This window comes from Shimia sp. FJ5, from assembly GCF_032918335.1.
GTDB classification, from domain to species: Bacteria; Pseudomonadota; Alphaproteobacteria; order Rhodobacterales; family Rhodobacteraceae; genus Shimia; species Shimia aestuarii_A.
Map to the genome: position 1 here is coordinate 1,168,346 of NZ_JAWJUV010000001.1, position 24,672 is coordinate 1,193,017.

23 protein-coding genes are annotated in these 24,672 nt (G+C 56.1%); 18 read left to right on the top strand and 5 right to left on the bottom strand.

Going from position 1 to position 24,672, the window contains the following annotated elements; all coding sequences use genetic code 11:
* Position 1: 1 nt before the first annotated feature.
* The gene (locus R1W01_RS05865) at positions 2 to 514 is read right to left on the bottom strand and encodes a transcriptional activator RfaH (protein ID WP_317275062.1); all 513 of its coding nucleotides are present in this window, start codon (positions 512 to 514) and stop codon (positions 2 to 4) included.
* Positions 515 to 729: 215 nt separating this feature from the next.
* Here R1W01_RS05865 and R1W01_RS05870 point away from each other — a divergent pair, with 215 nt between their 5' ends.
* The 15 genes from R1W01_RS05870 (at position 730) to R1W01_RS05940 (ending at position 20,189) form a co-directional block, all read left to right on the top strand.
* Positions 730 to 2,280, top strand: a complete 1,551-nt coding sequence (locus R1W01_RS05870; RefSeq protein ID WP_317275063.1) for a recombinase family protein — start codon at positions 730 to 732, stop codon at positions 2,278 to 2,280.
* Positions 2,281 to 2,352: 72 nt separating this feature from the next.
* On the top strand, positions 2,353 to 3,231 hold the full coding sequence (locus tag R1W01_RS05875; protein ID WP_317275064.1) for a ParB N-terminal domain-containing protein: 879 nt from the start codon (positions 2,353 to 2,355) through the stop codon (positions 3,229 to 3,231).
* 20 nt (positions 3,232 to 3,251) lie between these two features.
* The gene (locus R1W01_RS05880) at positions 3,252 to 4,349 is read left to right on the top strand and encodes a plasmid partitioning protein RepB C-terminal domain-containing protein (RefSeq protein ID WP_317275065.1); all 1,098 of its coding nucleotides are present in this window, start codon (positions 3,252 to 3,254) and stop codon (positions 4,347 to 4,349) included.
* A 453-nt stretch (positions 4,350 to 4,802) separates the two neighbouring features.
* Positions 4,803 to 5,162, top strand: coding sequence for a MarR family EPS-associated transcriptional regulator (locus R1W01_RS05885; protein WP_317275066.1), 360 nt, complete (start codon positions 4,803 to 4,805; stop codon positions 5,160 to 5,162).
* 61 nt (positions 5,163 to 5,223) lie between these two features.
* Positions 5,224 to 6,642 (top strand): FAD-binding oxidoreductase, encoded by a 1,419-nt coding sequence (locus tag R1W01_RS05890; RefSeq protein ID WP_317275166.1) that lies wholly within the window; start codon positions 5,224 to 5,226, stop codon positions 6,640 to 6,642.
* A 61-nt stretch (positions 6,643 to 6,703) separates the two neighbouring features.
* On the top strand, positions 6,704 to 8,032 hold the full coding sequence (locus R1W01_RS05895; RefSeq protein ID WP_317275067.1) for a nucleotide sugar dehydrogenase: 1,329 nt from the start codon (positions 6,704 to 6,706) through the stop codon (positions 8,030 to 8,032).
* 4 nt (positions 8,033 to 8,036) lie between these two features.
* Positions 8,037 to 8,975: a Gfo/Idh/MocA family oxidoreductase gene (locus tag R1W01_RS05900; protein ID WP_317275068.1), complete on the top strand. Its 939-nt coding sequence runs from the start codon at positions 8,037 to 8,039 to the stop codon at positions 8,973 to 8,975.
* A gap of 27 nt (positions 8,976 to 9,002) precedes the next feature.
* Complete coding sequence (locus tag R1W01_RS05905) at positions 9,003 to 9,884, top strand: hypothetical protein (protein WP_317275069.1); 882 nt, start codon at positions 9,003 to 9,005, stop codon at positions 9,882 to 9,884.
* Entirely contained in the window at positions 9,854 to 10,963 is a 1,110-nt protein-coding gene (locus R1W01_RS05910; RefSeq protein ID WP_317275070.1) for a DegT/DnrJ/EryC1/StrS family aminotransferase, read from the top strand. The genes R1W01_RS05905 and R1W01_RS05910 overlap by 31 nt, the downstream gene beginning before the upstream one ends.
* Positions 10,964 to 10,966: 3 nt before the next feature.
* On the top strand, positions 10,967 to 12,235 hold the full coding sequence (locus R1W01_RS05915; RefSeq protein WP_317275071.1) for a lipopolysaccharide biosynthesis protein: 1,269 nt from the start codon (positions 10,967 to 10,969) through the stop codon (positions 12,233 to 12,235).
* Positions 12,236 to 12,342: 107 nt separating this feature from the next.
* The gene (locus tag R1W01_RS05920) at positions 12,343 to 13,542 is read left to right on the top strand and encodes a hypothetical protein (RefSeq protein ID WP_317275072.1); all 1,200 of its coding nucleotides are present in this window, start codon (positions 12,343 to 12,345) and stop codon (positions 13,540 to 13,542) included.
* Between the two features lie 361 nt (positions 13,543 to 13,903).
* On the top strand, positions 13,904 to 15,772 hold the full coding sequence (gene asnB, locus R1W01_RS05925; RefSeq protein ID WP_317275073.1) for an asparagine synthase (glutamine-hydrolyzing): 1,869 nt from the start codon (positions 13,904 to 13,906) through the stop codon (positions 15,770 to 15,772).
* 71 nt (positions 15,773 to 15,843) lie between these two features.
* Positions 15,844 to 16,887, top strand: coding sequence for a glycosyltransferase family 4 protein (locus R1W01_RS05930; protein WP_317275074.1), 1,044 nt, complete (start codon positions 15,844 to 15,846; stop codon positions 16,885 to 16,887).
* Between the two features lie 232 nt (positions 16,888 to 17,119).
* On the top strand, positions 17,120 to 18,934 hold the full coding sequence (locus R1W01_RS05935; RefSeq protein ID WP_317275075.1) for a glucosamine 6-phosphate synthetase: 1,815 nt from the start codon (positions 17,120 to 17,122) through the stop codon (positions 18,932 to 18,934).
* 4 nt (positions 18,935 to 18,938) lie between these two features.
* Positions 18,939 to 20,189, top strand: coding sequence for a glycosyltransferase family 4 protein (locus R1W01_RS05940; protein WP_317275076.1), 1,251 nt, complete (start codon positions 18,939 to 18,941; stop codon positions 20,187 to 20,189).
* A gap of 173 nt (positions 20,190 to 20,362) precedes the next feature.
* Here R1W01_RS05940 and R1W01_RS05945 read toward each other — a convergent pair whose 3' ends face one another.
* From R1W01_RS05945 to R1W01_RS05955, 3 genes are read right to left on the bottom strand one after another with little or no spacing between them, the layout of a single operon-like run.
* Positions 20,363 to 20,512, bottom strand: coding sequence for a hypothetical protein (locus tag R1W01_RS05945; RefSeq protein WP_317275077.1), 150 nt, complete (start codon positions 20,510 to 20,512; stop codon positions 20,363 to 20,365).
* Positions 20,513 to 20,514: 2 nt separating this feature from the next.
* Positions 20,515 to 21,249 (bottom strand): hypothetical protein, encoded by a 735-nt coding sequence (locus tag R1W01_RS05950; protein WP_317275078.1) that lies wholly within the window; start codon positions 21,247 to 21,249, stop codon positions 20,515 to 20,517.
* Complete coding sequence (locus tag R1W01_RS05955) at positions 21,246 to 21,509, bottom strand: hypothetical protein (RefSeq protein WP_317275079.1); 264 nt, start codon at positions 21,507 to 21,509, stop codon at positions 21,246 to 21,248. Before R1W01_RS05955 ends, R1W01_RS05950 begins: the two co-directional genes overlap by 4 nt.
* A gap of 119 nt (positions 21,510 to 21,628) precedes the next feature.
* On the opposite strand from R1W01_RS05955, the gene R1W01_RS05960 reads away from it, so the two are divergent.
* The 3 genes from R1W01_RS05960 to R1W01_RS05970 are packed head-to-tail and all read left to right on the top strand — an operon-like array spanning position 21,629 to position 24,057.
* On the top strand, positions 21,629 to 22,225 hold the full coding sequence (locus tag R1W01_RS05960) for a sugar transferase (RefSeq protein WP_317275080.1): 597 nt from the start codon (positions 21,629 to 21,631) through the stop codon (positions 22,223 to 22,225).
* Complete coding sequence (locus tag R1W01_RS05965) at positions 22,222 to 22,869, top strand: acetyltransferase (RefSeq protein ID WP_317275081.1); 648 nt, start codon at positions 22,222 to 22,224, stop codon at positions 22,867 to 22,869. The genes R1W01_RS05960 and R1W01_RS05965 overlap by 4 nt, the downstream gene beginning before the upstream one ends.
* Before the next feature lie 3 nt (positions 22,870 to 22,872).
* The gene (locus R1W01_RS05970) at positions 22,873 to 24,057 is read left to right on the top strand and encodes a DegT/DnrJ/EryC1/StrS family aminotransferase (protein WP_317275082.1); all 1,185 of its coding nucleotides are present in this window, start codon (positions 22,873 to 22,875) and stop codon (positions 24,055 to 24,057) included.
* Positions 24,058 to 24,095: 38 nt separating this feature from the next.
* Here the strand turns inward: R1W01_RS05970 and R1W01_RS05975 are convergent, their stop codons facing one another.
* Positions 24,096 to 24,647, bottom strand: a complete 552-nt coding sequence (locus tag R1W01_RS05975) for a hypothetical protein (RefSeq protein ID WP_317275083.1) — start codon at positions 24,645 to 24,647, stop codon at positions 24,096 to 24,098.
* Positions 24,648 to 24,672 lie beyond the last annotated feature (25 nt).

Below are 24,672 nucleotides of genomic sequence, written 5' to 3' on the forward strand. Positions count from 1 at the left end.
CTCACACTGCCCGAAGGTGATCCGCCCCAACTGCAACCCGCGTCTGAGCACCCATGATCTCCATCAGGACCCAAACGCGCCGGTCCGGTGCGATCTTTTCCACCTCCGCTACGAAATTGGCAAACGGCCCCTTGGTCAGGGTCACCTGATCGCCGGGTTTCAGGAGCTTCGGCGGCAGCAACTTGCCCTTCGCGTCGCAACGCAGCATGAGCTGTGAGACAAGGTCCAACGGCACGGCTGTCGGCTCCTTGCCGAAGCTCACCAGTCGTGTGACGCCATATGTCGAATTCACGGTGCGCCAGAACCCGCGGGCAACATCGAAGGCCACGAAGATGTAGCCAGGAAACAACGGCCGCATGGCAGTGGTGAAATTGCCGTTTCTCTGTCGGGTCTCTTCTTCCATAGGAAGGAAGGTTCCAAAGCCCTGCCGCTTCAGGTTCTTATCGGCAATGTTTGCGCAGTTCGGCTTCAGCTGAGCTAGAAACCAGCTTGTCCCGCGATCATGGAAAGTCATTTTGCAACTCACTCAATTCAATGATGAAGGGATATCGCTCAATTGCGAACGAATGCAAGTATGGAATCCCATCAGTGCTTTGAAATTGTCAGAAGAGAACTGCAAAATCTGACCGCAGTGCATTGAAATAATGCGATAATCTCGAACTATCAACTTGATACGTTTTGCCACCCACGCAAACGTCCGACTGACTTGAAGACGGATCGGAGGCTGAGTTGGACGGAAGTGGCGAGATTACCGAGTTTCGGGCGGCGCAATATGTGCGCATGTCGACGGAACACCAGCAGTATTCCACCCACAATCAGTCCGACAAGATCCGCGAATATGCCGAGAAGCGCGGCATCGAGATCATCAAGACCTATGCCGATGACGGTAAGAGCGGCCTTTCCATCGGCGGGCGTGCAGCCCTGCAGCAGCTGATTGCGGATGTGGAATCCGGCGCAGCCGACTTCAACGTGATCTTGGTCTATGACGTCAGCCGCTGGGGTCGGTTCCAAGATGCGGACGAGAGTGCCTATTACGAATACATTTGCAAGCGCGCCGGCATAAACGTCGCCTATTGCGCCGAGCAGTTCGAGAATGATGGCTCGCCCGTCTCGACCATCGTCAAGGGCGTCAAACGCGCCATGGCGGGCGAATACAGCCGGGAGCTCTCGGTCAAGGTCTTCGCTGGCCAGTGCCGCCTGATAGAGCTGGGCTTCCGCCAAGGCGGCGCGGCCGGCTTCGGGTTGCGCCGAGTGCTGGTAAATGAGCGCGGCGAGATCAAGGGCGAGCTGAAACGCGGAGAGCACAAGTCGCTGCAGACGGACCGCGTCATACTGATGCCCGGGCCCGACGAGGAAGTGGCCTGGGTCAACAAGATGTATCGCTGGCTGATCGAGGAGGACCTGTCCTTCCGCGAGATCGCAGACCGCCTGAACGAAGAAGGCGTGACCACCGATCTGGATCGGCCCTGGACTTCCGGCACGGTGCGCACGGTTCTGACCAATGAGAAATACATCGGCAACAACGTCTATAACCGGTCATCCTTTAAGCTGAAGAAGCTGCATGTGGACAACCCGCCCGACATGTGGGTGCGCAAGGAAGGCGCCTTTGAGGGGATCGTGCCGCTTGAGTTCTTCCTGACGGCGCAGGAGGTCATCACGTCGCGGTCTGCACGCCTGTCAGACGAGGAACTGCTGGATCACCTGAAACGGCTTTACGCAGACGCCGGCCAGCTTTCCGGGGTGCTGATCGACCAGACGCCGGACATGCCCTCATCTTCGGCCTATCGGAACCGGTTTGGTTCGCTCGCACGGGCCTATGAAATGATTGGCTATCGCTCGGACCGGGATCAGGAGCGCATTGCGCTGAACAAGCGCCTGCGCGGGATGCATCCGGAGATCATCGCCCGCACAGAGGCCGCGATCGCGGAGGTGGGCGGCACGGTGGCGCGTGATCCCAAGACCGATCTGCTGACCATCAACGATGAGATGGTCGTCAGCTTGCTTCTGGCGCGCTGCCAGCCACAGGCCGACGGGCGGTTGCGCTGGCGGATCCGCTTTGACCCGATGCGCTATCAGGCCGACGTCACGCTGGCGGTGCGGCTCGATCCCGACAACCGCGAAGAGCTCGATTACTACCTGCTGCCTTGGCTCGATCTGCCCCGACAGGAAATCCGGCTCTGCAACCGCACCAGCATCGCCTTCGAAGCCTTTCGGTTCGAGGACCTTGGATTCTTCTACGGCATGGCCGAGCGGGTCGGCATTCGCCGGAAATGGGGATGAGGATCGGGATGATGGAATCATCGAGAGCACAAAACATGAACATCCACATCGAAGAAGGAAACCGCACCCATGATGACTGACACACCCGAAAGCGTCACGCTCGTCCCCATCGACCGGATTGAGGTCCTGAATTCCCGGGACCGCAACATGAAGGTCTTCGAGGAGATCGTCGAAAACATCCGCTCCATAGGCCTGAAAAAGCCGATCACGGTGACGGAGCGCGAGGGCGCTGATGGGGCGGCCGCCTATTTGTTGGTCTGCGGCGAAGGGCGATTGAACGCTTTCCGCCTTCTGGGTGAAAGCCACATCCCGGCGCTGGTGGTCAATGTGACGGATGAAGACGCTTTCATCATGTCGCTGGCCGAAAACATCGCCCGGCGAGGCCACCGCCCGCTGGAGATCCTGGCCGACATCGAGCTTCTGTTGGCGCGGGATTACACCATCGACGACATCATTACCCGCACGGGTTTGTCAGAGAAATACGTCCGCGACATCGTCTTTTTGCTGGAAAAGGGGGAGGAGCGCCTGATTGAAGCCGTGCAGAACGGAACCATCCCGCTGACCACCGCGCTGGAGATCGCCCGCGCCAAGCACGACGATGAAAACCTCGGCGACATGCTGGAAGAGGCCTACAAGACCGGCCAGCTGAAAGGGCACCAAATCACGGATGCCAAGCGGCTGATCGAAAAGCGCCGCGAAAAGGGCCCCAAAACCGGAGGCGATCGCCCGAAGCTGCCGAACTCGGCGCATTCGCTGGTCAAGACCTACCAGCGCGAGGTCGCCCGTCAGCACAAACTGATGCTGAAAGCCGATCACGCGCATCAGCAACTGCTTCTGGTGGTCCAAGGGCTGAAACGCCTCTTTGCCGACGAGCACTTCGTGACGCTCTTGCGCGCGGAAGGCCTCGACAGCCTGCCGAAATACCTTGCCGACCGCATTGAAACTGCCTGAACTCCGAAAAGGATGATCCCATGAATGACCTTAGCACCGTGAAACCGCTTTACCCAGGGGCCTTTCCCCAGGCCGACACCGACGACAGCGACGCGCCCTATCCCAAGGCCCCGCTGAACTTGACGCTCGGTTTTGATCTGGAAACCTTCCAGATCCCTCTTGAAGAGCTCATGCCCTCGAAAAAGGTGCCAGACGGCGTGATGACCACGCGCAAGTTCAAGCAGATCGTGTCATCGATCCGAGAAATCGGCCTGATCGAACCGTTGTCAGTGATCAAGCCGGACCCTGAGGCGGTCGGGTTTCTGCTGCTCGATGGAAACTTGCGGGTGCTGGCGTTGAAAGAGCTGGGTCAGCATACGGCGCCCTGCCTGATCGCCAAAGATTTTGAGACCTACACCTACAATCACCGGATTAACCGGCTCTCGACGGTGCAGGAGCATTACATGCTGCGCCGCGCGATTGACAAAGGCGTCAGCAAGGAGCGGCTTGCGCGGGCGTTCAATGTGAACCTATCAACCATCAACAGCCGGATTAATCTGCTGCACGGGATCTGCCCCAAGGCGGTGGAACTGCTGCAGGACCACCAGTTCACGCCGGATGTGACTCGGCACCTGCGCAAGATGAAAGCAGCTCGACAGATTGAGGCGGTCGAGTTGATGATCGCGGCGAACACCATCACCTCCGCACATGCGGACGCCCTCCTGAAGGCCACGCCGTCGGAACAGCGCACGGACTACAAGCCACCGCAGCTGGAACAGCCGAAGGGCGATCCGCTGGAACAGATCGTCAAGCTCGAACGCGAGATGAGTCAGGTGCAGGAAAAGTACAAACATGCTGAGGAAAACTACGGGTCTGAACTACTGAACCTCGTCGTCGCAAAGGGTTACCTGAAAAAGCTGATGGAAAATGATGCCGTGAGGTCATACGTGGCACGGCATGCGTCCGAGATCCTCGAGCAGTTCGAATTGGTGCTGAACACGGTCAGCATGGAGGAGGCCGTGGAACAGGCCGAGCGGGAAGATGGTCCGAGCGCCACCGAAGCGACAGCACAAGCTCAACTGGCGGAAGACAACAGTGACGCGGCGTCGGCCTCGGGAATGGATGGCCAACTCGGGTGATGGGCTCGGCCCGGGGTCTGATTCCAGAACATCTGCCAAATTGACTTATTTCCGGGCGACATGGGGCCGAGTCTCATGGGGCAGCCGCCACGCCCCGCTCGGTGCCGACAATCAGCGGCGGTGATACACCAGCCTTGTGCTGGCGAAGTCGTTCAGTTATGAGCTTGTCACATATTTAGGCTATTTGTTGGTGGCGCTTTTGAAGCCCCGCCGTTTCCCTCAGCGTGAGTGAGGCCCCTCTCTGGTTGGGCCTGCATACGCGGGTTGGTGGCCTCTTCATCGTCCAAAGTGACGAAAACCTATTGAAATTCTGAAATTCCCTCTTGTTCGCACGCGCAGCATTTGCTACCGCTCAAATCCGAACGATGCGGAAACTATTCTCATCATCTCCTTTGCATCCAACAAGGCGCCCTCCGGGCAGTCCTTGTGCGGTAGCCTGAGAAGATCCCAAAAATGACCAGCAAGCGCACCAAGCTGCAGGAGGACACGCATTTTCGCGTGCTTCGCCTTCTGCAAGAGAACCCAGAAATGTCTCAGCGTGAGCTGGCGGACGCGGTCGGCGTCAGTGTCGGCGGGATCCATTACGTTTTGAATGCCCTAATCGATAAAGGACTCGTGAAGTTGGGGAATTTCACCGCCGCCGAAGACAAGCGCCGGTATGCCTACGTTTTGACGCCGAAAGGTATCGCGCGGAAGGCAGCACTGACGCGAGCGTTTTTGGTGCGGAAGATGGCAGAATACGAGGCTTTGAGGGAAGAGATCGAGGAGCTCAGAAAAGCAAGCGAAGACCTTGAGAGACGGATCGCTGATTGAGCATGGGAATTGTGGTGGTTTCGGCAGATTTGGTTGAAGCACGAGTAATCCTTTGTTGGCCATGAATCTCGAAGACAAACTTGCCTCTCTCCTGGGTGGACAGGGCTGGATTGGCGCCGCGGACAGCGCCGCTTGGCACCGAGACTGGCTGAACAAGTTCGGAGAGCTTCCTCTTGGCGTCGCACGACCGATGTCGATCGCGGAAGTTTCCGAAGTTCTCAAGCTGTGTGCCGCTGTCGAGGTTCCGGTCGTTCCACAGGGCGGGAACACTTCGCTGGCAGGCGCCGCTGTTGTGGGAAGCAAGGGCGGCGTGATCCTGTCGCTTTCTCGCATGGACAAGATCGGTGAAGTCGACAAGGCTGGTGGAACCATCACGGTCGGGGCAGGCGCAGTCCTGGCAAATCTGCATGAGCAGCTTGACGGAAGCGGATTCATGTTCCCGTTGCACATCGGTGCCGAAGGCAGCGCACAGATCGGCGGCTTGATCGGCACCAACGCCGGGGGCAGCCACGCATTCCGGCACGGGATGATGCAGGACTTGGTGCTGGGTCTTGAAGTTGTTTTGCCCGATGGGACCGTCTGGGAAGGCATGCGCCGGGTTCAGAAAGACAATGCCGGCTATCAGCTTAGAAAACTTTTTTGCGGAGCCGAAGGCACGCTGGGGGTTGTCACGCGGGCGGTTTTAAAATTGGTTCCCACCCCGATCGCCGAAACCACATGTCTTCTGGCGGTGCGCGACATGGCCGCCGCGATCGAAGTTGCCGCGCAGTGCCGCGCGAAAGCGGGCGAGTTCCTGAGCGCGCTAGAGTTCTTCTCGGACGTCGGTCTGGACATGGCCTTGATCAACATCCCGGACCTGAGCTTTCCTTTGCAGCAACGGTCCCCCTTCTACATTCTGGTCGAGGCCGGCGCCGGATCGCCCCAAGTCCCGATCGAAGCCATTTTTTCCGAAATCTTAGAATACTGTTTCAGCATCGGGCTGGTCGTCGATGGTGCGATCGCAATGTCAAAGGCGCAGCGCAACGCATTCTGGCGCATCCGGGAAGAACAGCCCGAAGGCCAGCGCCGTGAGGGCGCCCAACTCAAGCACGACCTGTCCGTGCCGCCGCAGCTCCTTGCTGATTTTCTCGAACGCGCTTCTTCGGAGTGCCAAACCATTCTCGACGGCGTTCGGATCAATCCCTTCGGCCATCTTGGCGATGGGAATGTTCACTACAACCTGTCTCCACCACTCGGAGAAAAGGGCTTCTTTGGTCTGGAGGAAACCTTCGCACTTCGGTTGGGTTGGCTGGCGACCGAAATGGGCGGTAGTTTTGCCGCTGAACATGGGTTGGGGCGCGCCAAGGTGGCCCTCGCCGATCAACTACGCGATCCACTTGAACGTGCGCTGATGGCACGGCTGAAGTCTGCATTCGACGAGAAAGGTAACTTCAATCCTGGCGTGATCGTCGCAACACCAAGCAGACGGGTTCACAAGTGAAAACCGCTATCAAATGTCCCAGTGATAGTGAATATGGCTCCAAATGCCGGAAAGGATCAAAATGACGGATAAGTCTAACGATACAGTTGCTGCCGAACTGATCGAAAAGCTCACGAGCCGAAAGGCTATTATCGGCATTATCGGTATGGGGTACGTTGGTCAGCCTCTTGCATTGCGCTTTTCCCAGCTGGGCTACAAAGTCCTGGGGTTCGACATAGATCAGAAGAAGGTCGATCTGCTCAATAACGGGCAATCGGATATCGAACACATCCCGGCCTCGGCAATCAAGGCGGCCAATGCTGCGGGCATGGAGTGCACCGCAGACATCAGCCGAACCTCGGAAGCAGACGCACTTATCATTTGCGTGCCCACACCGCTCAACAAGTATCGTGAACCCGACCTGAGTTTTGTAACTGAAACCACTGAATCCTTCGTACCTTATCTTCGCGCAGGCCAGGTTGTGTCACTAGAAAGCACAACGTACCCTGGAACTACCGAGGAAGAATTGCTCCCGCGGGTGTCTTCAGGCGGTCTGACCGTCGGCGAAGATATCTTCCTTGTTTACTCGCCGGAGCGCGAAGATCCCGGCAATGCCAACTTCACCACCAACACAATTCCCAAAGTTGTCGGCGGCCACACCCCGGCCTGCCTCGAGGTTGGCAAAGCGCTTTATGGGCAGGCCATCGACCGGATCGTTCCGGTGACCTCCACAAAGGCCGCCGAGATGACCAAGTTGCTGGAAAACATCCATCGCGCCGTAAATATCGGTCTGGTCAACGAAATGAAGATCGTCGCGGACCGCATGGGCATCGACATTTTCGAGGTGATCGACGCAGCTGCCACCAAGCCCTTTGGCTTCACCGCCTACTACCCCGGTCCGGGCCTGGGTGGTCACTGTATTCCAATCGACCCATTCTATCTGACCTGGAAAGCACGCGAATACGGTTTGCACACTCGCTTCATTGAGTTGTCAGGCGAAATCAACCGTGCCATGCCGGAATATGTTGTTGGCAAAGTGGTCAGATCTCTGAACGAACGCCGTAAATCGCTAATGGGCAGCAAGGTTCTTGTGCTGGGCATTGCCTACAAGAAGAATGTCGACGACATGCGGGAAAGCCCCTCGGTCGAGGTAATGGAACTGCTGCGCGACGCCGGGGCCGAGGTCGCTTATTCGGATCCGCATGTGCCGGTGTTCCCGAAAATGCGCGAGCACAAGTTCGACTTGTCCTCGGTCGCTCTGACGCCCGAGACCATCGCCAGCTATGACGCCGTGGTGCTAACCACCGACCATGCGAAATTCGACTACGACATGATCCGCGCCAACGCGCAGGTCGTCATCGACAGCCGCGGGGTCTATCGCGCTCCGGCGGAAAACATTGTAAAGGCTTGAGACCATGAAGAACTTTGCCCTGATCGGTGCCGCAGGCTATATCGCCCCCCGGCACATGAAAGCGATCCGCGACACCGGAAACGAGCTGGTCGCAGCGATGGATGTGAACGACTCGGTCGGGATCATCGACAGCCACTTCCCCGAAGCGCAGTTCTTCACCGATTTCGAACTGTTCGACGCCCATGTGAACGCCGAGCGCCGCGCCGGGCGCGGGCTGGACTACGTGTCCATCGCCTCGCCCAACTTCCTGCACTCGGCCCATATGCAATGGGCGCTGCGGGCGGGCTCGGATGCGATTTGCGAAAAGCCGCTGGTGCTGTACCCCGAACAGATCGACGAGCTGAAAGCGATCGAGGCGGACACCGGCCGCAAGATCCACACCATCCTGCAACTGCGCCTGCACCCGGCGATCCTGGCGCTGCGCGACCGCGTGGCCAAGATGCCTACAGGTGAAAAGGTCGATGTCGACCTGACCTACATCACCTCGCGCGGGAACTGGTATCTGAAAAGCTGGAAAGGCGTGACCGAGAAGTCGGGCGGCATTGCCACCAACATCGGTGTGCATTTCTACGACATGCTGCATTTCGTCTACGGCAAGGTCCAGGAAAACATCGTCCACCTGAACACGCCGACCAAGGCGGCCGGCTATCTGGAATACGAACGCGCCCGCGTCCGCTGGTTCCTGTCGCTGGATGTGAACGACGTCCCCGCCGAGGAACGCGCCAAGGGCAAACGCACCTTCCGCGCGGTGATCGCCGATGGAGAGAACCTGGAATTCTCGGACGGTTTCACCGAGCTGCACACCAAGATCTACGAAGACATCCTGTCGGGTGGCGGCTTCGGGGTCGAGGACAACCGCGTGGCCATCGAGACCGTCTCGACCATCCGCAATGCTCCGATCGCACCGGTGGGCGACCTGACCCATCCCTTCGTGAAGGCATAGACAATGTTTAGCGGCAGAACCCTCCACTTGAAGGATGTCCATGGAAAGTTCGGGCTCACCGTAAGGCGCAATTGTGAATTTTCATACGTTGGAAAAGTACTCACCCGGCTCGACAAGCGCATCGTTCCTTGTTCAAAGTCGTTTCACATAGACGAAGCAATTGCTGCCGGTGGCACAACTGGAATCATCACCACCGAGAACTTATCAGAAAAAGTTCCCGAAAATTGTGGCCTTGCGATTAGCAACAATCCACTTGGAACGGCACTTGCATTACAGTCACACCTTTCATCTATTGACGGATTTCAATGGAACCATTTTGAAAGTCGCATTCACCCTGGTGCTATTGTCCATGAAACGGCTTATGTGGCTCCGAAAGATGTTGAAATCGGCGAAGGCACAATTGTTCACCCGAATGCCGTAATTCTTGAGCGCAGCATTATTGGTAAACACTGCTCAATAGGTCCGGGTAGCATTGTTTCGACAGAAGCATTTGAGGTGGACACGACCAAAGATCCCTATGAAGTCGTCCGGCAATCAGGTGGGGTTTATTTGGCGGACCACGTTGACATTCAAGCCAAATGCACAATCGTCAGATCCACCTTCGGCGGCTTCACTCAACTTGGAGAGGGTACCAAACTAGATTGCCAGGTGCATTTCGCGCACGACTGCACAGCTGGCCGCAACGTAAGAATTGCCGCATGCGCTGAAATATCAGGCCGCGTGGACATCGGAGATGGTGTCTTTGTTGGGCCAAACGTCTCCATAAGCAACGGCATAACAATCGAAAATGGTGCGAAAATCACTATTGGAGCAGTCGTAACTCGAAATGTCGCGGAAAATGAAACCGTGACAGGCAACTTCGCTGTGAGCCACCGGAAATGGATTTCATTTATGAGAACACTGAAATGATCCCTTTCATTGACCTTGCCGCGCAGCAGGACCGGCTGCGCACCGAAATCGAGGCCGGGATTGCCGGGGTTCTGGCGCATGGCCAGTATATCCTGGGCCCCGAAGTGGCCGAGTTGGAAGACAAGCTGGCCACCTATACTGGCGCTGCCCATTGCATCACCGTAGCCAACGGCACCGACGCGCTGCAAATCGCGCTGATGGCCTTGGGCGTCAGGCCGGGCGATGAGGTTATAACCCCCGGTTTCAGCTACATCGCCACGGCCGAGGCCGCCGTCGTGCTGGGGGCCAGGGTTGTCTACGTCGATGTCGACCCGGTCAGTTACAACATGGACCCGGCGCTGCTGGAGGCCGCGATCACCCAGCGCACCAAGGCGATCATTCCGGTCTCGCTTTACGGCCAGCCCGCCGATTTCGACGCCATCAACGCCATCGCCGAAAAGCACGGCCTGCCGGTGATCGAGGACGCGGCGCAAAGCTTCGGTGCCAGCTACAAGGGCCGCAAGTCCTGCAACCTTTCCACCATCGCCTGCACCAGCTTCTTCCCGTCGAAACCGCTGGGCTGCTATGGCGACGGCGGCGCGATCTTCACCTCGGACCCGGAATTGGGCAAGGTGATCCGCCAGATTGCCCGCCACGGTCAGGAAAAGCGCTATTACCACGTCCGTGTCGGCGTGAACTCGCGTCTGGACACGCTGCAAGCGGCCATCCTGCTGCCCAAGCTGGCGATCCTCGACGATGAAATCGCCGCGCGCCAGAAGGTGGCCGATGCCTATGGCGCGGCGCTTGGCAATTCCGGGATCGTTACTCCCCGCATCGCCGCGCGCAACACCAGCGCCTGGGCGCAATACACCGTGCGGGTCCAGAACCGCCCCGCCGTGCAAGAGGCGCTGAAGGCCGCCGGCATCCCGACCGCTGTGCACTACCCGCTGCCCCTGAACCGCCAGCCCGCCGTGGCCGACGCAAGTGCGGTGCTGCCGGTGGGCGACAAGGCCGCCGACGAGGTCATGAGCCTGCCAATGCATCCTTATCTGACGTCAGCTGCAATTTCAGATATCTGCATGAAGCTGGCCGAGGCTTAATCGATGATCGTTCGGTTGAATGCGGTGATGCCTAAAGGTTCGTTCCTTCGCAATGTTGCCCTGCTCTCGAGCTCAACCGTGTTTGCTCAAGGCCTGAGCCTGCTGGCATTGCCGCTGCTGACCCGGCTTTATGGCCCTGAAGGGTTTGAACTGCTCGCGGTATATGTTGCTGTAATTGGTATTCTCAGCGTTGTCGCGGCGTTGAGGTATAATCTGGCCATTCCAATCGCCGAGCGAGACGACGACGCAATGACGCTTCTTGCTGTTGCGCTGTCGTCTATCACGGTGGTTTCACTGCTCCTGTGCATTCCGGTGATCTTTTGGCCCGAAGCCAGCGTGCAGTTGCTGGGGCAGACTGATCTTTTGCCCTATCTGTGGATGATCCCAGCAGGCGTATTCGCGGCCGGGGCCTATGACGCACTGCAATACTGGACCACACGGCGACGCGATTTTGGCCTGATTACGCGAACTCGGGTAACCCGAGCCATCGGCGGTGTCGCAACGCAGGCAGGGATCGGAGTGATCTGGAGCTCATCATTCGGGTTGCTGTTCGGACATATGGTCTATGGTGGCTTGGGGGCCGTCGCCCTGATCGAAAGACTGTTTCGGCGCGACAGCGACATAATCGGCAAGGTAACGACGATGCGAATGCGCGAGCAGATGCGCGCCTTCAGTAGTTATCCAAGATACTCGGTTCCGGAAGCATTGCTCAATGTGGGTGGCATACAGGTCCCGCTGTTGTTGATCTCAGCAAATTCGGTCGGCTCTGAGGCGGGGTTCTTGTTCCTGGCCATGACCGTGATGGGGGCGCCGATGGCTCTTGTCGGAAGTTCGGTCGCGCAAGTATATATTGCAGAAGCGCCAGATCGGCTGCGCGAGGGTACGTTGGTGCCGTTCACATTGAAGACCATGTGGGCCCTGATAAAGGTGGCCGGCCCACTGCTGTTTCTAACAGGGATCGTGTCACCATTCGTTTTCCCACTCATCTTCGGCGCGGACTGGTCGCGTGCAGGGATCTTGATGTCATGGATGGTGCCTTGGTTCATACTCCAACTTGCGTCATCTCCAATGTCTGTCGTGTTGTATATAGTCGGAAAATTTCAGCTGGCCATGGCCCTTCAATTTGTAGGCTTCGCCATCCGCGTCGGATCTGTTTTTGTTGCAATATCCATGGCTCCAGCTCAAATATCTGAAATCTATGCTATTAGCGGAGCACTTTTCTATGCGCTTTATGTCGGCGCCATTCTCGTTATTCTGAAGGCGAGAAGATGAGCGGAAACCGCAGTGACAAAATCAAATCATCTTTCTGTGTTACAGAGGGAAAAGACGTGTGACTCCAGGTGTTATCATCAAGCCAATAGAAACGCTGGTAGTTCGAAATGGTTAGAATCAAGCGCCATATGCACCTGGGCGTTTCTGCCTTCTTGGCAGCCACTACTATTGGGCAAGCTTCAGCCAGTGCGGCGTCGTTAATGCTGTTCCCAATCCTAAGAACCGGACTGCTTGCACTAGCGGTCGTTTTTTTTGCCATCTATCATCTTCGCGGCAAGGCGAGAACCTCGAACCTATTTTCGCTTGCATTGATTGTCTTTCTTTTTGCCTATGGCCTTATCGTCACCGCCTTGCAGGGATCTTCATCATATTCGATCCCATATTTTTTTCAATCATTCCTAATCATCTTTTTCGGCATCTTCTTCTACTCTGTCAGCGCTGAAGAAGAGAATCGATCCAAAGTCGCCATAAATCAGATTTGGTTCGCGATATTAATCTTGGCGTTTCTTGCGATCACGGGAGCAATAGTTTTCGATTTCCCGCCCTATTTTGTCTATGACATCTACGTAGAGGGCGGCCAAGTCACGTATAATCAGGGAACCTCCTCTTTCTTCGGGATAGCTGCACTATCCAGTCTTTTTCTGTTGAAAGCATCGGCTGGTCGAGCTCATCAATCTGCTATGCTGGTGTTATTCTTTGTTTTTGTATTAATATCTCTATTGGGCGGCGGTCGCGGAGAGATACTTTTTCTGTTGGTTGCATCCCTCCATATTACATTTCACAGTGGCCTCCGAGGTATTGTGTTGGGCTTGGTAGCGATATTGTTGATTGCTACCTTTTTTACGTTTGCCGATCTCGGTTTTCTAGATGATCTCGAGATATACAAACGCTTTCTCGTAATTTTTCTGAATTCCGACTATGGGCTTCGAGACGTACTTTTCTCACAAGCTATAGACCTCTTGCTCAATGATAACCGCTGCTTCTTTTTTGGATGTGGTTTCGGGGCATTCCAAAGCCACTACCAATATCCACCGGAATTGTATCCTCACAACATCCTATTGGAGGCCTTGCTAACCTGGGGTGTGCCAATCACAGCTCTCGTAATCATCTTGTTTTTTGTCGGTCTGGTACGAGGAAGAAGTGCTGGGGCGTTGAATTATTTCGGATTTTACTCAGTCTTGGTGGGTATGAAGAGCGGTGATATTCTGGGATCGTGGCTAGCTTTTTCCTTCATATTTTTCTATGCGAGTACGGGCTTCATCTTACTCGTTCGTCGTCGAGCCTCAGGTGTTGCACTTGATACTTGAGCCTAAGATCCTGCTGCACGCCGGCCAAGGGCCCACAAACAAACAGGCCTGGCTGTGGGTTCATGCGAGCATAGCCACGCTCGAACCAACAGCCAGATGCGAAATCGTGTCGACCTTGATTGGCAACTGGATCGAAGACTATTGCCAAGACCATTCACATTGCGGCCTGTGATTGAGAACGCCCCGCGAGTTCATGAGGGCGACAACCGAGAACCCAGGCGTCTGGTTGAACCGGGGGGCTGGAACAACTATCAACCCTATCCCGCATACCAAACGCTAAAAAGTAACTTCAAGGTCACCGTGAGATCTCGCGTCTCAACAAATGAAAACAAGAATTGAACGAACCTAAGGGCAAAATGGAATGTGTGGTATTCTCGGAACTTTTCACGCATCGAAAAGCAACAATAGAGAACGATGTGAGACAGCGATTGCGTTCATTCAGGCCAGAGGCCCCGATGCGGTAGGAATAGAAAGCCTAACTGCAAACGGTGCATTCATCGAGTTGTGCCATACACGACTAAGCATCATCGACGTGTCTGAGCACGCAAACCAACCGATGTCAGACCCGGATTGCGACTGGGTGATCTCTTACAATGGGGAAATCTACAACTATGTCGAGATCCGCGAAGAGCTGAAGCAGATGGGTTGGTTGTTTACCAGCGCTGGCGACACTGAGGTGTTACTAAAAGCATGGGCGCAATGGGGAGTCGATGCGCTACACCGCCTGAATGGGATGTTTGCATTCGCCGCTGTGCAAAAGAAAACCGGAGAAATGTGGCTCGTTCGGGACAGATTTGGCGTTAAACCGCTTTATTGGGGCATGGATAGCAAAGGCGGGGTTATCTTTTCCTCATCTGTTGCGGCGGTCGCTCAAGACCTGAGAGCCGAAGTCAATTCCGATTACTGCGCCTTCGGTTTGTATTATTGGGCATTTGAGTCGAATTCCGAGAATACACCCTTTGAAGGTGTTCATTGCCTTGCGGCCGGAACCTGGCTGAAGGCCAATATTCATGAAGGTCGCGTTCGGACGGAAACTGGGCGGTGGTACAACCTGAAGCAACAGGTCACACAAGCTGAAAAGGAACTGTTGCAGCTATCAGACGAAGATATCCTGGACCTCTGCTTGGAAACACTAAAAGATTCCGTTGCACTTAGATTACGCAGTGATGTGCCCGTCGCGGTGTCGTTGAGCGGTGGGGTCGACTCCAGCGCGATCGCCGCGATTGCCGCGTCTCATTCAGAGCAATTGGTCGGTTTTTCGTTCGGCACCCCTTCTGACAAAACATCTGAAGCCCCTGTGGTTGAAGAATTTGCAAGAAAAACGGGCACGTCTGTGCGATTTGTCTGGCCCGAGATGACCACCTCATCCATCGACGCGTTGCTGGAACGCACCCTAACACACCAAGAGGCACCTTTCCCGAGTCTCAGCGCCTTGGCTCAGAATTCGGTTTATCGCGCGGCTCGCGACGACGGCTTCAAGGTTGTTCTCGGCGGGCAAGGCGGCGACGAGATATTTGCAGGCTATCGTAAATTCGGGCTGATCGCGGCACGCGCCGCGATCGCAAGAAAGGATGCGGTCGAAGCCTTTCGGTTGCTATGGTCGTTGTCGCGAATGCTAATTCACGAAGCCAATGACGCTAAGACCTACCTTAACGCACTCAATCGTTACAATCCAAAGACTGAGACTGGTTTCAAAGTGCTGGATTGGGCGCCGCAAACTGCCAATCTTTGGGGGCACAAAGGTATCAGCCTACAGGACCGCCAAATCGCCGATGTTCTTCAGTGGAGCGTGCCACCGTTGCTTCGATACGAAGACAGAAACTCAATGGGAAACAGTGTCGAGTCGCGATTGCCTTTCATGGATTACCGCCTGGTTCATCTCGCCTTGGCGTTGCCGACAAGAATGAAGATCGCAAATGGCTTTGGGAAAAAGGCTTTGCGAGACATTGTCGGGGGGCTAGTTCCTGACGCGATCCGCCTGAATCGAAAAAAGCGAGGGTTTGACGTTACGGCCCCATGGATCGCCCAGGGATTGGGGCAGAGTCTGAGGGATCGGATCGATGGAAATAGGACCAAGTTATCACCCTATATCAAGAAGGTCGAACTCAACACCACTTTTTCGGATGAGGCGTTGACAAATAGCGAAAAACTCTTGGACGAAGCACTGATGCTGGCATGGTTGACCGAGCCAATTCGCCGCCCTCAAAGCAACAGAGGTATCTCCACATGACAAGAGTTTGTCACCTATCCTCGGCTCATAGTGGATTGGACAGTCGGATTTTCCACAAGGAATGCGTTTCGTTGGCCGCGGCCGGTTTTGAGACCCATCTGGTGATATCAGCGGATCACACCGATGTTCTCAAGGCGCGCGAGTTGAACGTTACTGTGCACCCTCTGCCTGAAGAAACGGGTCGTTTGGCTCGCATTTTTCGCAAGACCTGGCGTTGTTGGAAACATGCGAGACGTGTCAATGCCGAAATCTATCATTTCCATGATATTGAGCTAATTCCAGTGGGCATTGCGCTTACGGCAATTGGTAAGAAAGTCATTTATGACGCGCATGAAGACGTCACTAAAGACATCCTAACGAAACACTGGATTTCTCCTCCTTTGCGAAAAAGCGTGGCGTGGATCGCAGGCGCGGTAGAGTTCTGTGGAGCGAAAGCCTTTGCCAGCGTGGTGGTCGTGGCACCCTCGACCAAGGCGCGGTTCGAAAAATACACTCGGTGCGTGAAAGAAATACGGAACTATCCGAAAATCAGCGCGCCGTTTTCAAATGAAACACCGAACATGGAAAAGCATCACGTTTGTTACATTGGCACAATTAGTAAAGCTAGGGGAATCTTGGAGATTTCCCAGGCGGTCGACCTTGCTGAATCTGGCACCAAGCTGCTTCTGGCGGGGCAATTCACCGAACCAGGCGTACTCGAGGAGGTCAGTTCTTTGAGGTCTTGGGACAAGATCGACTATTTGGGACAGATAGATCACGAGGAGGTCAAAGGTGTCTTGTCGCGCTCGATCGCGGGACTCGTCACGCTACACCCTACCACCAGTTTCAAGGATGCATTGCCGATCAAGATGTTTGAATACATGTTGGCGGGGATTCCGGTGATTTCCTCCAATTTCCCGCTCTGGCAAGAAATCATCGAGTCCTGTGATTGTGGGATGATCGTGGATCCCTTGAAACCGCAAGAGATCGCGGAAGCGATGGACTACTTGGCGCGCAACCCTGAGGACGCTGAGAGAATGGGCAGAAATGGCAAGAAAGCGGCCCTGGAAACCTACTGCTGGCAGACGGAGGAAGAGAAACTGATCGCCCTTTACCGCGAGCTCGAGCGTCCTTGACGAGGTGTGTATACACTTGCAGAGGCGGGTCGCCATTCCCCCCTGGACGACCCGCCCAATGTTGCCGGGGCAGGCACGGGTTTTCGCATCTAGTTGGTTGCCAGTGGCAAGTTTCGCTACTTGTCCAGCGTAAAACCAAACGGGTGCCATGAATGGATGCGATCAACACGGGCATTTAACGCGCGCGCCAGCATCAGCAGCGCGCCACCAATAGAACAGAAAGATAAACAGCATGTGTGGAATATTTGGCATAGTTTCGAATGCGGCAACGAAACCAGATGCCCTGTCGATACTAGCGCATCACGCCGAACAACGTGGGCGTGACTCTAGCGGCCTCGTGGTCGCGCGTGGAGCCAACTACGAGGTTCAGCGCGCGGACTTCGAAATCCGCAAGTTGCTGAAAAAGATAACGATTGGCGATACTCATCTAGTATTGGGGCATAGCCGTCTGGTCACCAACGGGCTTGCCGACAACCAGCCTGTGGTCCGCGACGGAATCATCGTGATCCACAATGGAATCGTTGTGAACTACGGCGCCATTTGGTCGAAGCTGAACAAAACTCGCGAACTGCAGGTCGATAGCGAAGTCATCGCCGCGATTGCTGCCGATCATCTGGACGCGGGCGGTGCCGTTGAAGAGATCGGTGCAAAAGTGCTCGAAGAGTGTCGTGGCACCGTGTCGTGCGCATTGGCAGTCCCTCGTTTGGGAAAACTGCTGCTGTTTTCCAACAATGGCAGCCTTTACACTGGAACAAGGAACGGCGCGACGGCGTTTGCGTCAGAGTCTTTCGCCCTGAACCAGATTGGCTGTTCTGATGTGGATCAGGTCTATGACACAGTTATCCTGGACATCCCTTCGCATGAGGACATCTCGATTGAGGACCACAAGAGCCGTGCGAAAAACCTGATCCCTGATCTGGTTTTCAACTCGGCAGAAGAGGCTCTGCTGGTCTACCCTCAGCCGGAACTGAAGAGGTGCACGCGCTGCATTCTGCCCGAGACCATGCCCTTCATCCGCTTCGACGATGAGGGCGTTTGCAATTATTGCCATAACTACAAGCAGCGGAACAAGCCGAAGCCAAAGGAAGAGCTATTCAAGCTGGTGGAGCCCTATCGCCGTGAGCATGGACCAGACTGCATTGTTCCATTCTCGGGCGGGCGCGACAGCTGCTATGGGCTGCACCTGATCGTCAACGAACTGAAGATGAAGCCGATCACCTATACCTATGACTGGGGCATGGTGACCGATCTGGGGCGCCGAAACATCAGCCGGATGTGCGCCGAACTCGGCGTCGAGAACATCATCGTCGCGGACGACATCGCCAAAAAACGCGACAACATTGCGATGAATCTCAAGGCCTGGCTGAAATCCCCGCACCTGGGGATGGTCAGCATCCTCACAGCCGGCGACAAGCATTTCTTTCGCCATGTCGAGACAATCAAGAAGCAGACCGGCATCGACATCAACCTGTGGGGCACCAGCCCGCTCGAGGTGACGCATTTCAAGGCCGGTTTCCTCGGTATCCCACCGGATTTCGAAGAAGACAAAGTCTACATCAGTGATACGCGAAAGCAGTTGCGCTATCAAAAACTGCGTTTTCAGGCGATGCTGAAAAGCCCGGGCTATTTCAACAGCTCGCTTTGGGACACTCTGTCGGGGGAATACTATCGAAGCTTCATGAAAAAGAGCGACTATTTCCACATCTTCGACTATTGGACATGGGAAGAGAAGCTCGTTGATCAGACCCTAGCGATGTATGACTGGGAGAAGGCCCCAGACACCAGCACCACATGGCGCATCGGTGACGGTACGGCGGCGCTCTACAACTACATATATTACACAGTGGCTGGTTTCACCGAGCACGACACCTTCCGCAGCAATCAAATCCGCGAAGGTCAACTCACGCGCGAAGAGGCCTTGGTGCGCGTGCGCGACGAAAATCAACCGCGCTACCCGAATATCAAGTGGTATCTGGACGCAATTGGCATGGATTTTACCGAAGTGGTGACTGTGATCAACAGTATTCCCCGGCTATACGAGGAATAGGCGTGTGTCCAAAACGATCTGGTATCTATCGAAATACGCTGTCCCGCCACGCAACGCGAAGGTCGGTGCACGCGGGTTCCTGATCCTGCGAGAATTCGCGCGTTTTGGGCACCGGGCTGTGCTGGTGACGTCAGACTCCAACCACCTAGCGACCCCGCCACGGCTGGATGGGCCCAGACTGTTTGAAACCGTCGATGGCGTTGACGTGTGCTGGTTGCGGACCCGACAATATCAAGGGGCGCGGTCACCGAAGCGAATACTGAGTTGGTTCGACTTCGAATGGCAGGTTTGGCGGATGCCTGATAGGGACATGCCTCGCCCAGATGTTGTCATCGTATCCAGCCTGTCATTGCTGACAATCTTCAACGGGCTGCGCTTGCGGCAGCGTTACGGTTGCAAGCTGGTGTTCGAGATCCGCGATATCTGGCCGATGATCCTTGTCGTCGCAGGCGGGATGAGTCCGCGCCATCCTGCGGTTCGTTTTCTTGGCTGGGTCGAGCGTCTCGGCTACAGGCGTGCCGACCTAATCGTCGGCACGATGCCCAATCTGCAAGAGCATGTCGTCGAAGTTTCCGGGTCACAGGTGCCGGTTGCTTGCATCCCGCAAGGCGTGGACCCCGCTTTGCTCGAGGCGGCACAGCCCTTGCAGCCCGGATATGCCGAACAGTATTTGCCAGAGGGTAAGTTTCTTGTGTGCCATGCCGGATCAATCGGTGCGGACAATGCGCTTGAGACCCTGCTTGAATGTGCGCGTCAAATGAAGGCGCGATCTGACATTCATTTCTTGATCGTCGGGGAAGGGTACCTAAAGAAAAAATTCATGGAAATGACCGCAGATCTGCCAAATCTGAGCTTTGCGCCCGGAGTTCCCAAAGCGGCTGTTCAATCACTCCTCGACCGTGTCGATCTGCTTTATTTTGCGGTTCACAAATCGCCGATGCTGCGTTTCGGACAATCCTTGAACAAAGTCATCGATTACATGCTATCGGGCAAACCAATTGTTGCATCTTACACCGGCTTTCCGTCAATGATCAACGAGGCGGAATGCGGCACGTTCGTCCCGGCCGAGGATGTCGCGGCGCTGCGTGCCGAAATCGAGCGATACGCTGCCATGTCTTCCGCTAAGCGCGCGAAGATCGGCGTGCACGGGCGTGAATGGATCCTTCAAAACCGTCGGTTTGACTCCCTCGCTGTACAGTATCTGCGGTATCTTGGTATCGACACCCCGGACGCAGACGACAAGCACGGGGCGTAATAGGCGCTTAAATCGACCTGAGACAGGATCAGCTGCAATCCGGCGGCCGCAACGACCGACGGAAACTGCTGATGCCGGTTCTTGTCAGAACAGGTGTTGATGATCAACGCTGCGGTCAGGTCCGGTTTCTCCGCTAGCGCTTGGTCAATCGCGTTGCAGAAGGCGGCGTCCACCTAGGCGCGCAAGCCGTAATGCGTTATCGGCGCCGCGCCGGTAACCGACAGCGCGACCGTGAAATTGTCCTCAGGCCACCCCAGATCGTGGAGCATGGCGTTGGTTTCAGCAAGTTGCGGTTCCGGCACCAGGATCATTAGAGATTTCATTGTCACGCCCCCTTCGTATGCTTCGCCATCCAAAGCCGGACCATTGCGACATTCGCAGCAATCAGAGCTTCGGATTCGACATAACCATAAACTCTCGCGGGCGGCGATCCAGGCGAGGAGTAACCGCTGAACTGCCAAGTATTATCGGCAAAGGCAGCGGCAGGAATCCCCGTAGCCGTCGCAATCCGCTTTTTAAGCAATTGCGCATAGAGCAGATGACGCGAGCCAGATGCCGGCTCTCCATCAAGCTCCGCCACCGCGGCAACACTATGGATGTCCCCTACGCTTGTTGGATGTGAAGCTCCGATATATGGCCCGTCAATGTGAAGAGATCGCCAACTGCCATACTTGGTGCTCGGCGTGTACGCGAGGTAGCTCAACCCGATGCAAAGACCGAAACTACCCGACGCATATCCTATGGGGTTAATCGACACCCGGTCATCGACGCCGTCGAATTCGAACCAGGCCACGTTGCCATTTGTGCGCCAGCTTGGGCGTGTGGCCGGGATGGACTGGATCGCATGGTTACCGTTGCCGCTTTTGTCAAGGATGAGGCCGACTTGGTCCCCGTCAGCAGTGACGGGTATTGTTCCGGCAGCATCCTGGAACAAGGTCGATAGATCCGATGGATCGAACCAGGCACCCTGCTCACCGCCGTCGAACAGCAAAGATGGGGTCCAAATCCCACTTTGTCGCGGTCGCAGAGAGGTCACGGACAGGTCGGTCGTGACCTTCATGCCAGCACCAGCGCATGAATGCCCGTCGCTGTCGTTCCGGTGGCCCGGACACGGGTGGTGCCCAGGGGCAGGATCGAGAAGTCGGCCACGGCCATGGTGCGGGTTTCCCCGGCGACGGTGTCGACCACCACCGTGCCACCGGTCTCGACATAGAGGGCGATGGCAGTCATGGACAGGTCGGTCGCATCATCCGGTGTCACCGGAAGCGCGTCGGTCGCGGGGCCTTGAATGGAACGGGCACGATGGGCAAAGGGGTTCATGCGGAAGCCTTTTCGCTGAGGGGAGCATGTCGGCTCCCACGATTGAAGTTCAGCGAAAGTTCACTCAGAAAGGCTTCGTTCGGGTTGATAGACCGTTTGGAGTGTTAGGAGTTCACTAATTGATAAAACGTGCATTGGATATTTTGGGCGCAAGTGTTGGGCTGATCGTTTTCTCCCCAATTCTGATTGTCATTTCGGTAATGATCAAACGCGAGATGGGATCGCCTGTCCTATTCCAACAAACCCGGCCCGGTCGCCACGGGAAACCATTTCAGATGATCAAATTCCGCACCATGCGTGACGCAATTGACGCCGATGGTCGCCCCCTGCCCGATGCTGAGCGGCTCACCAAATTGGGCCGATTCCTGCGGGCCAGCTCGATCGATGAACTACCTGAACTTTGGAACGTGCTGAAGGGCGACATGAGCCTTGTTGGCCCGCGTCCGCTGTTGATGGAATACCTGCCTCTTTATTCCCCCGAACAGGCCCGCCGCCACGAGGTGCGCCCCGGCGTGTCCGGCTGGGCGCAGGTGAACGGGCGAAACGCGATATCTTGGGACGAGAAATTCGCGCTTGATGTCTGGTATGTTGATAACCTCAGCCTGTGGCTGGATCTGAAGATCATCTGGCTGACCATTCGCAAGGTGATCAAGCGCGACGGCATTTCAGCGGCGGGGGAGGCCACTATGTCAAAGTTCACGGGAGAGAAAAGATGAATTTGTACGGTGTCTATGGTGCCAGCGGCTTTGGGCGGGAAGTCATGCCTTTGCTGCGAGTGCAAGTGGCCAATGATCCTGAGGCCGAATGCGTATTTGTAGATGATTCCGTTGTAGCAGACATCGTGAATGGCCACAAGTGCATGACATTCGAGCAATTTCTCGGCCATCCAGCCAAGACCCGAGCGATCACCTTAGCCATTGGCGACGGTGGAGTTCGCGAAAAACTTGCCGCGAAATGTGAGATGGCGGGCTTGGATTTCATCGCTGTACGGGCAAAAAACAGCATGGCCCTTGACGAGTCGCCCATTGCGGAAGGGCTGATCTTATGTGGCTTTACGACGATCACATCGAATGCCACTATCGGCCGCCACTTCCATGCTAACATTTACTCTTACGTCGCGCATGACTGCGTGATCGGTGATTTTGTGACCTTTGCGCCCGGCGTGATGTGTAATGGCAATGTCCATATCGAAGAGCATGCCTATATCGGGACGGGCGCAGTTCTTCGTCAAGGTAAGCCCGACAAGCCCCTGAAAATTGGCGCTGGTGCCATTGTCGGCATGGGTGCGGTCGTCACCCGCGACGTGCCGCCCGGCGTGACTGTCGTCGGCAATCCGGCCAAACCACTTATCAAGGACTGATCCATGCGTATCTACCTGTCCCGCCCCCATATGTCCGGCCATGAGGAGCGCCGCGTGGCCGAGGCTTTTGCGTCGAACTTCGTCGCCCCGCTCGGGCCCCAACTCGATGCCTTCGAGGCCTCTGTGCGCGACTACCTCGAGGAAGATGTGCACTGCGTCGGCCTGTCGTCGGGCTCTGCCGCCTTGCATCTTGCGCTGCGCATAGCCGTGGTCGGTGCGGGGGATGAGGTCTGGATTTCGTCGATGACCTTTGCCGGCGGTATCTTTCCGGTCAACTATCTGGGTGCCACCCCGCGATTCTTTGATCTTGATCCCAATAGCTGGACCATCGACACCGAGCGTTTGGCCGATGAATTGGCCAAAGCTGCCGCTGAAAACCGCCTGCCCAAGGCCATCGTGCCAACCGACCTCTACGGGCAATCTGCCGATCTCGACATGCTTGAAGGCCTTGCGGCGCAATACGGCGTGCGCCTGATCGTTGACAGTGCCGAAAGCCTTGGCGCCTCCTATAAAAACGGCCGCAAGGCCGGCACCGGCGGGGATGCCGCGATCCTATCGTTCAACGGCAACAAGATCATCACCACCTCGGGCGGCGGGATGCTGGTGANGTTCAACGGCAACAAGATCATCACCACCTCGGGCGGCGGGATGCTGGTGACCAAGCACAAGGACTGGGCCGATCAGGCACGCTTCCTCGCCACCCAGGCGCGCGACCCGGCCCCGCATTACGAGCACTCGACCTATGGCTACAACTACCGTCTGTCCAACATCTGCGCCGCCATCGGGTTGGGGCAAATGGAGGTGCTGGACGCCCGCGTCGTCCGCCGCCGCGAAATCTTCGCACGCTACAAGGCCGCTCTCTCCCGCCCCGGCATCGTCTTCATGCCGGAACCCGACGGGCTGCACTCAACCCGCTGGCTCACAGCTCTGACCATCGACCCTAACGAGACCGGCGTCAGGCGCGAAGACATACGCCTCATGCTTCTGGAACACCAGATCGAGTCCCGTCCGCTATGGAAACCGATGCATATGCAGCCGCTTTATGCGGGTGCACCCTACCACGGCGCTGGCGTCGACGAGCGGCTTTTCGCCAACGGCCTCTGTCTACCTTCGGGCAGCGATATGACTGATGAGCTGCAGGATGAGGTGATTGAGCGGGTCACAGCGCTCCTTGATAAAGGACGCTGAATACCCCGGCCCGCCAGTCGCGAATAGGCCAGTTTGGCTTACGCAGGCAATAGCCTGAGATAGCTCTGATCCTTGGCTTCTTTGGCAAGAAAGATCGCATTCATCCCGGCTGCTATTGCCTTTTGAGGCAGGCTTGCCGGACCCTTCCATAACTCCGGGCCACTAGCGCGTTCGACCTCACCGACCGAAATCAGACGGCTTTCAGCGTCGTATCGGTCAATCAGAATACTGTGCTTGTTGTCTGGATCACGCCGGTAGCGCTTCCACTCTGCGAGCTTACCAATAGCTGCATAGGTGAACCCCAATAGCACCGCTTCTGGCACATCCCCATCGACATAGAAACGGAGCTGCCCGGTTGAGCGGCTCTCCAAGTCCACGCCGTAACGCCGGGTGTTTGCCTCGGCAATCTTGTCCGGGATGTGTCCCGCGACCTCACGAAAAACCTCTGCGTCGTTGAACACTGCCGTGGCAGAGAGCACGCCGAGCCGATAGCAGAAAACCACCTCGACAAGCGAAGCACGCTGCCAATTGGTGAGCGCATCTAGGGCCGGGGAGAATCCCGCCAAGGCGTTGATGTTGAGAAGAGCCATGTTCGCTCCATCAGTTGATCGTGGT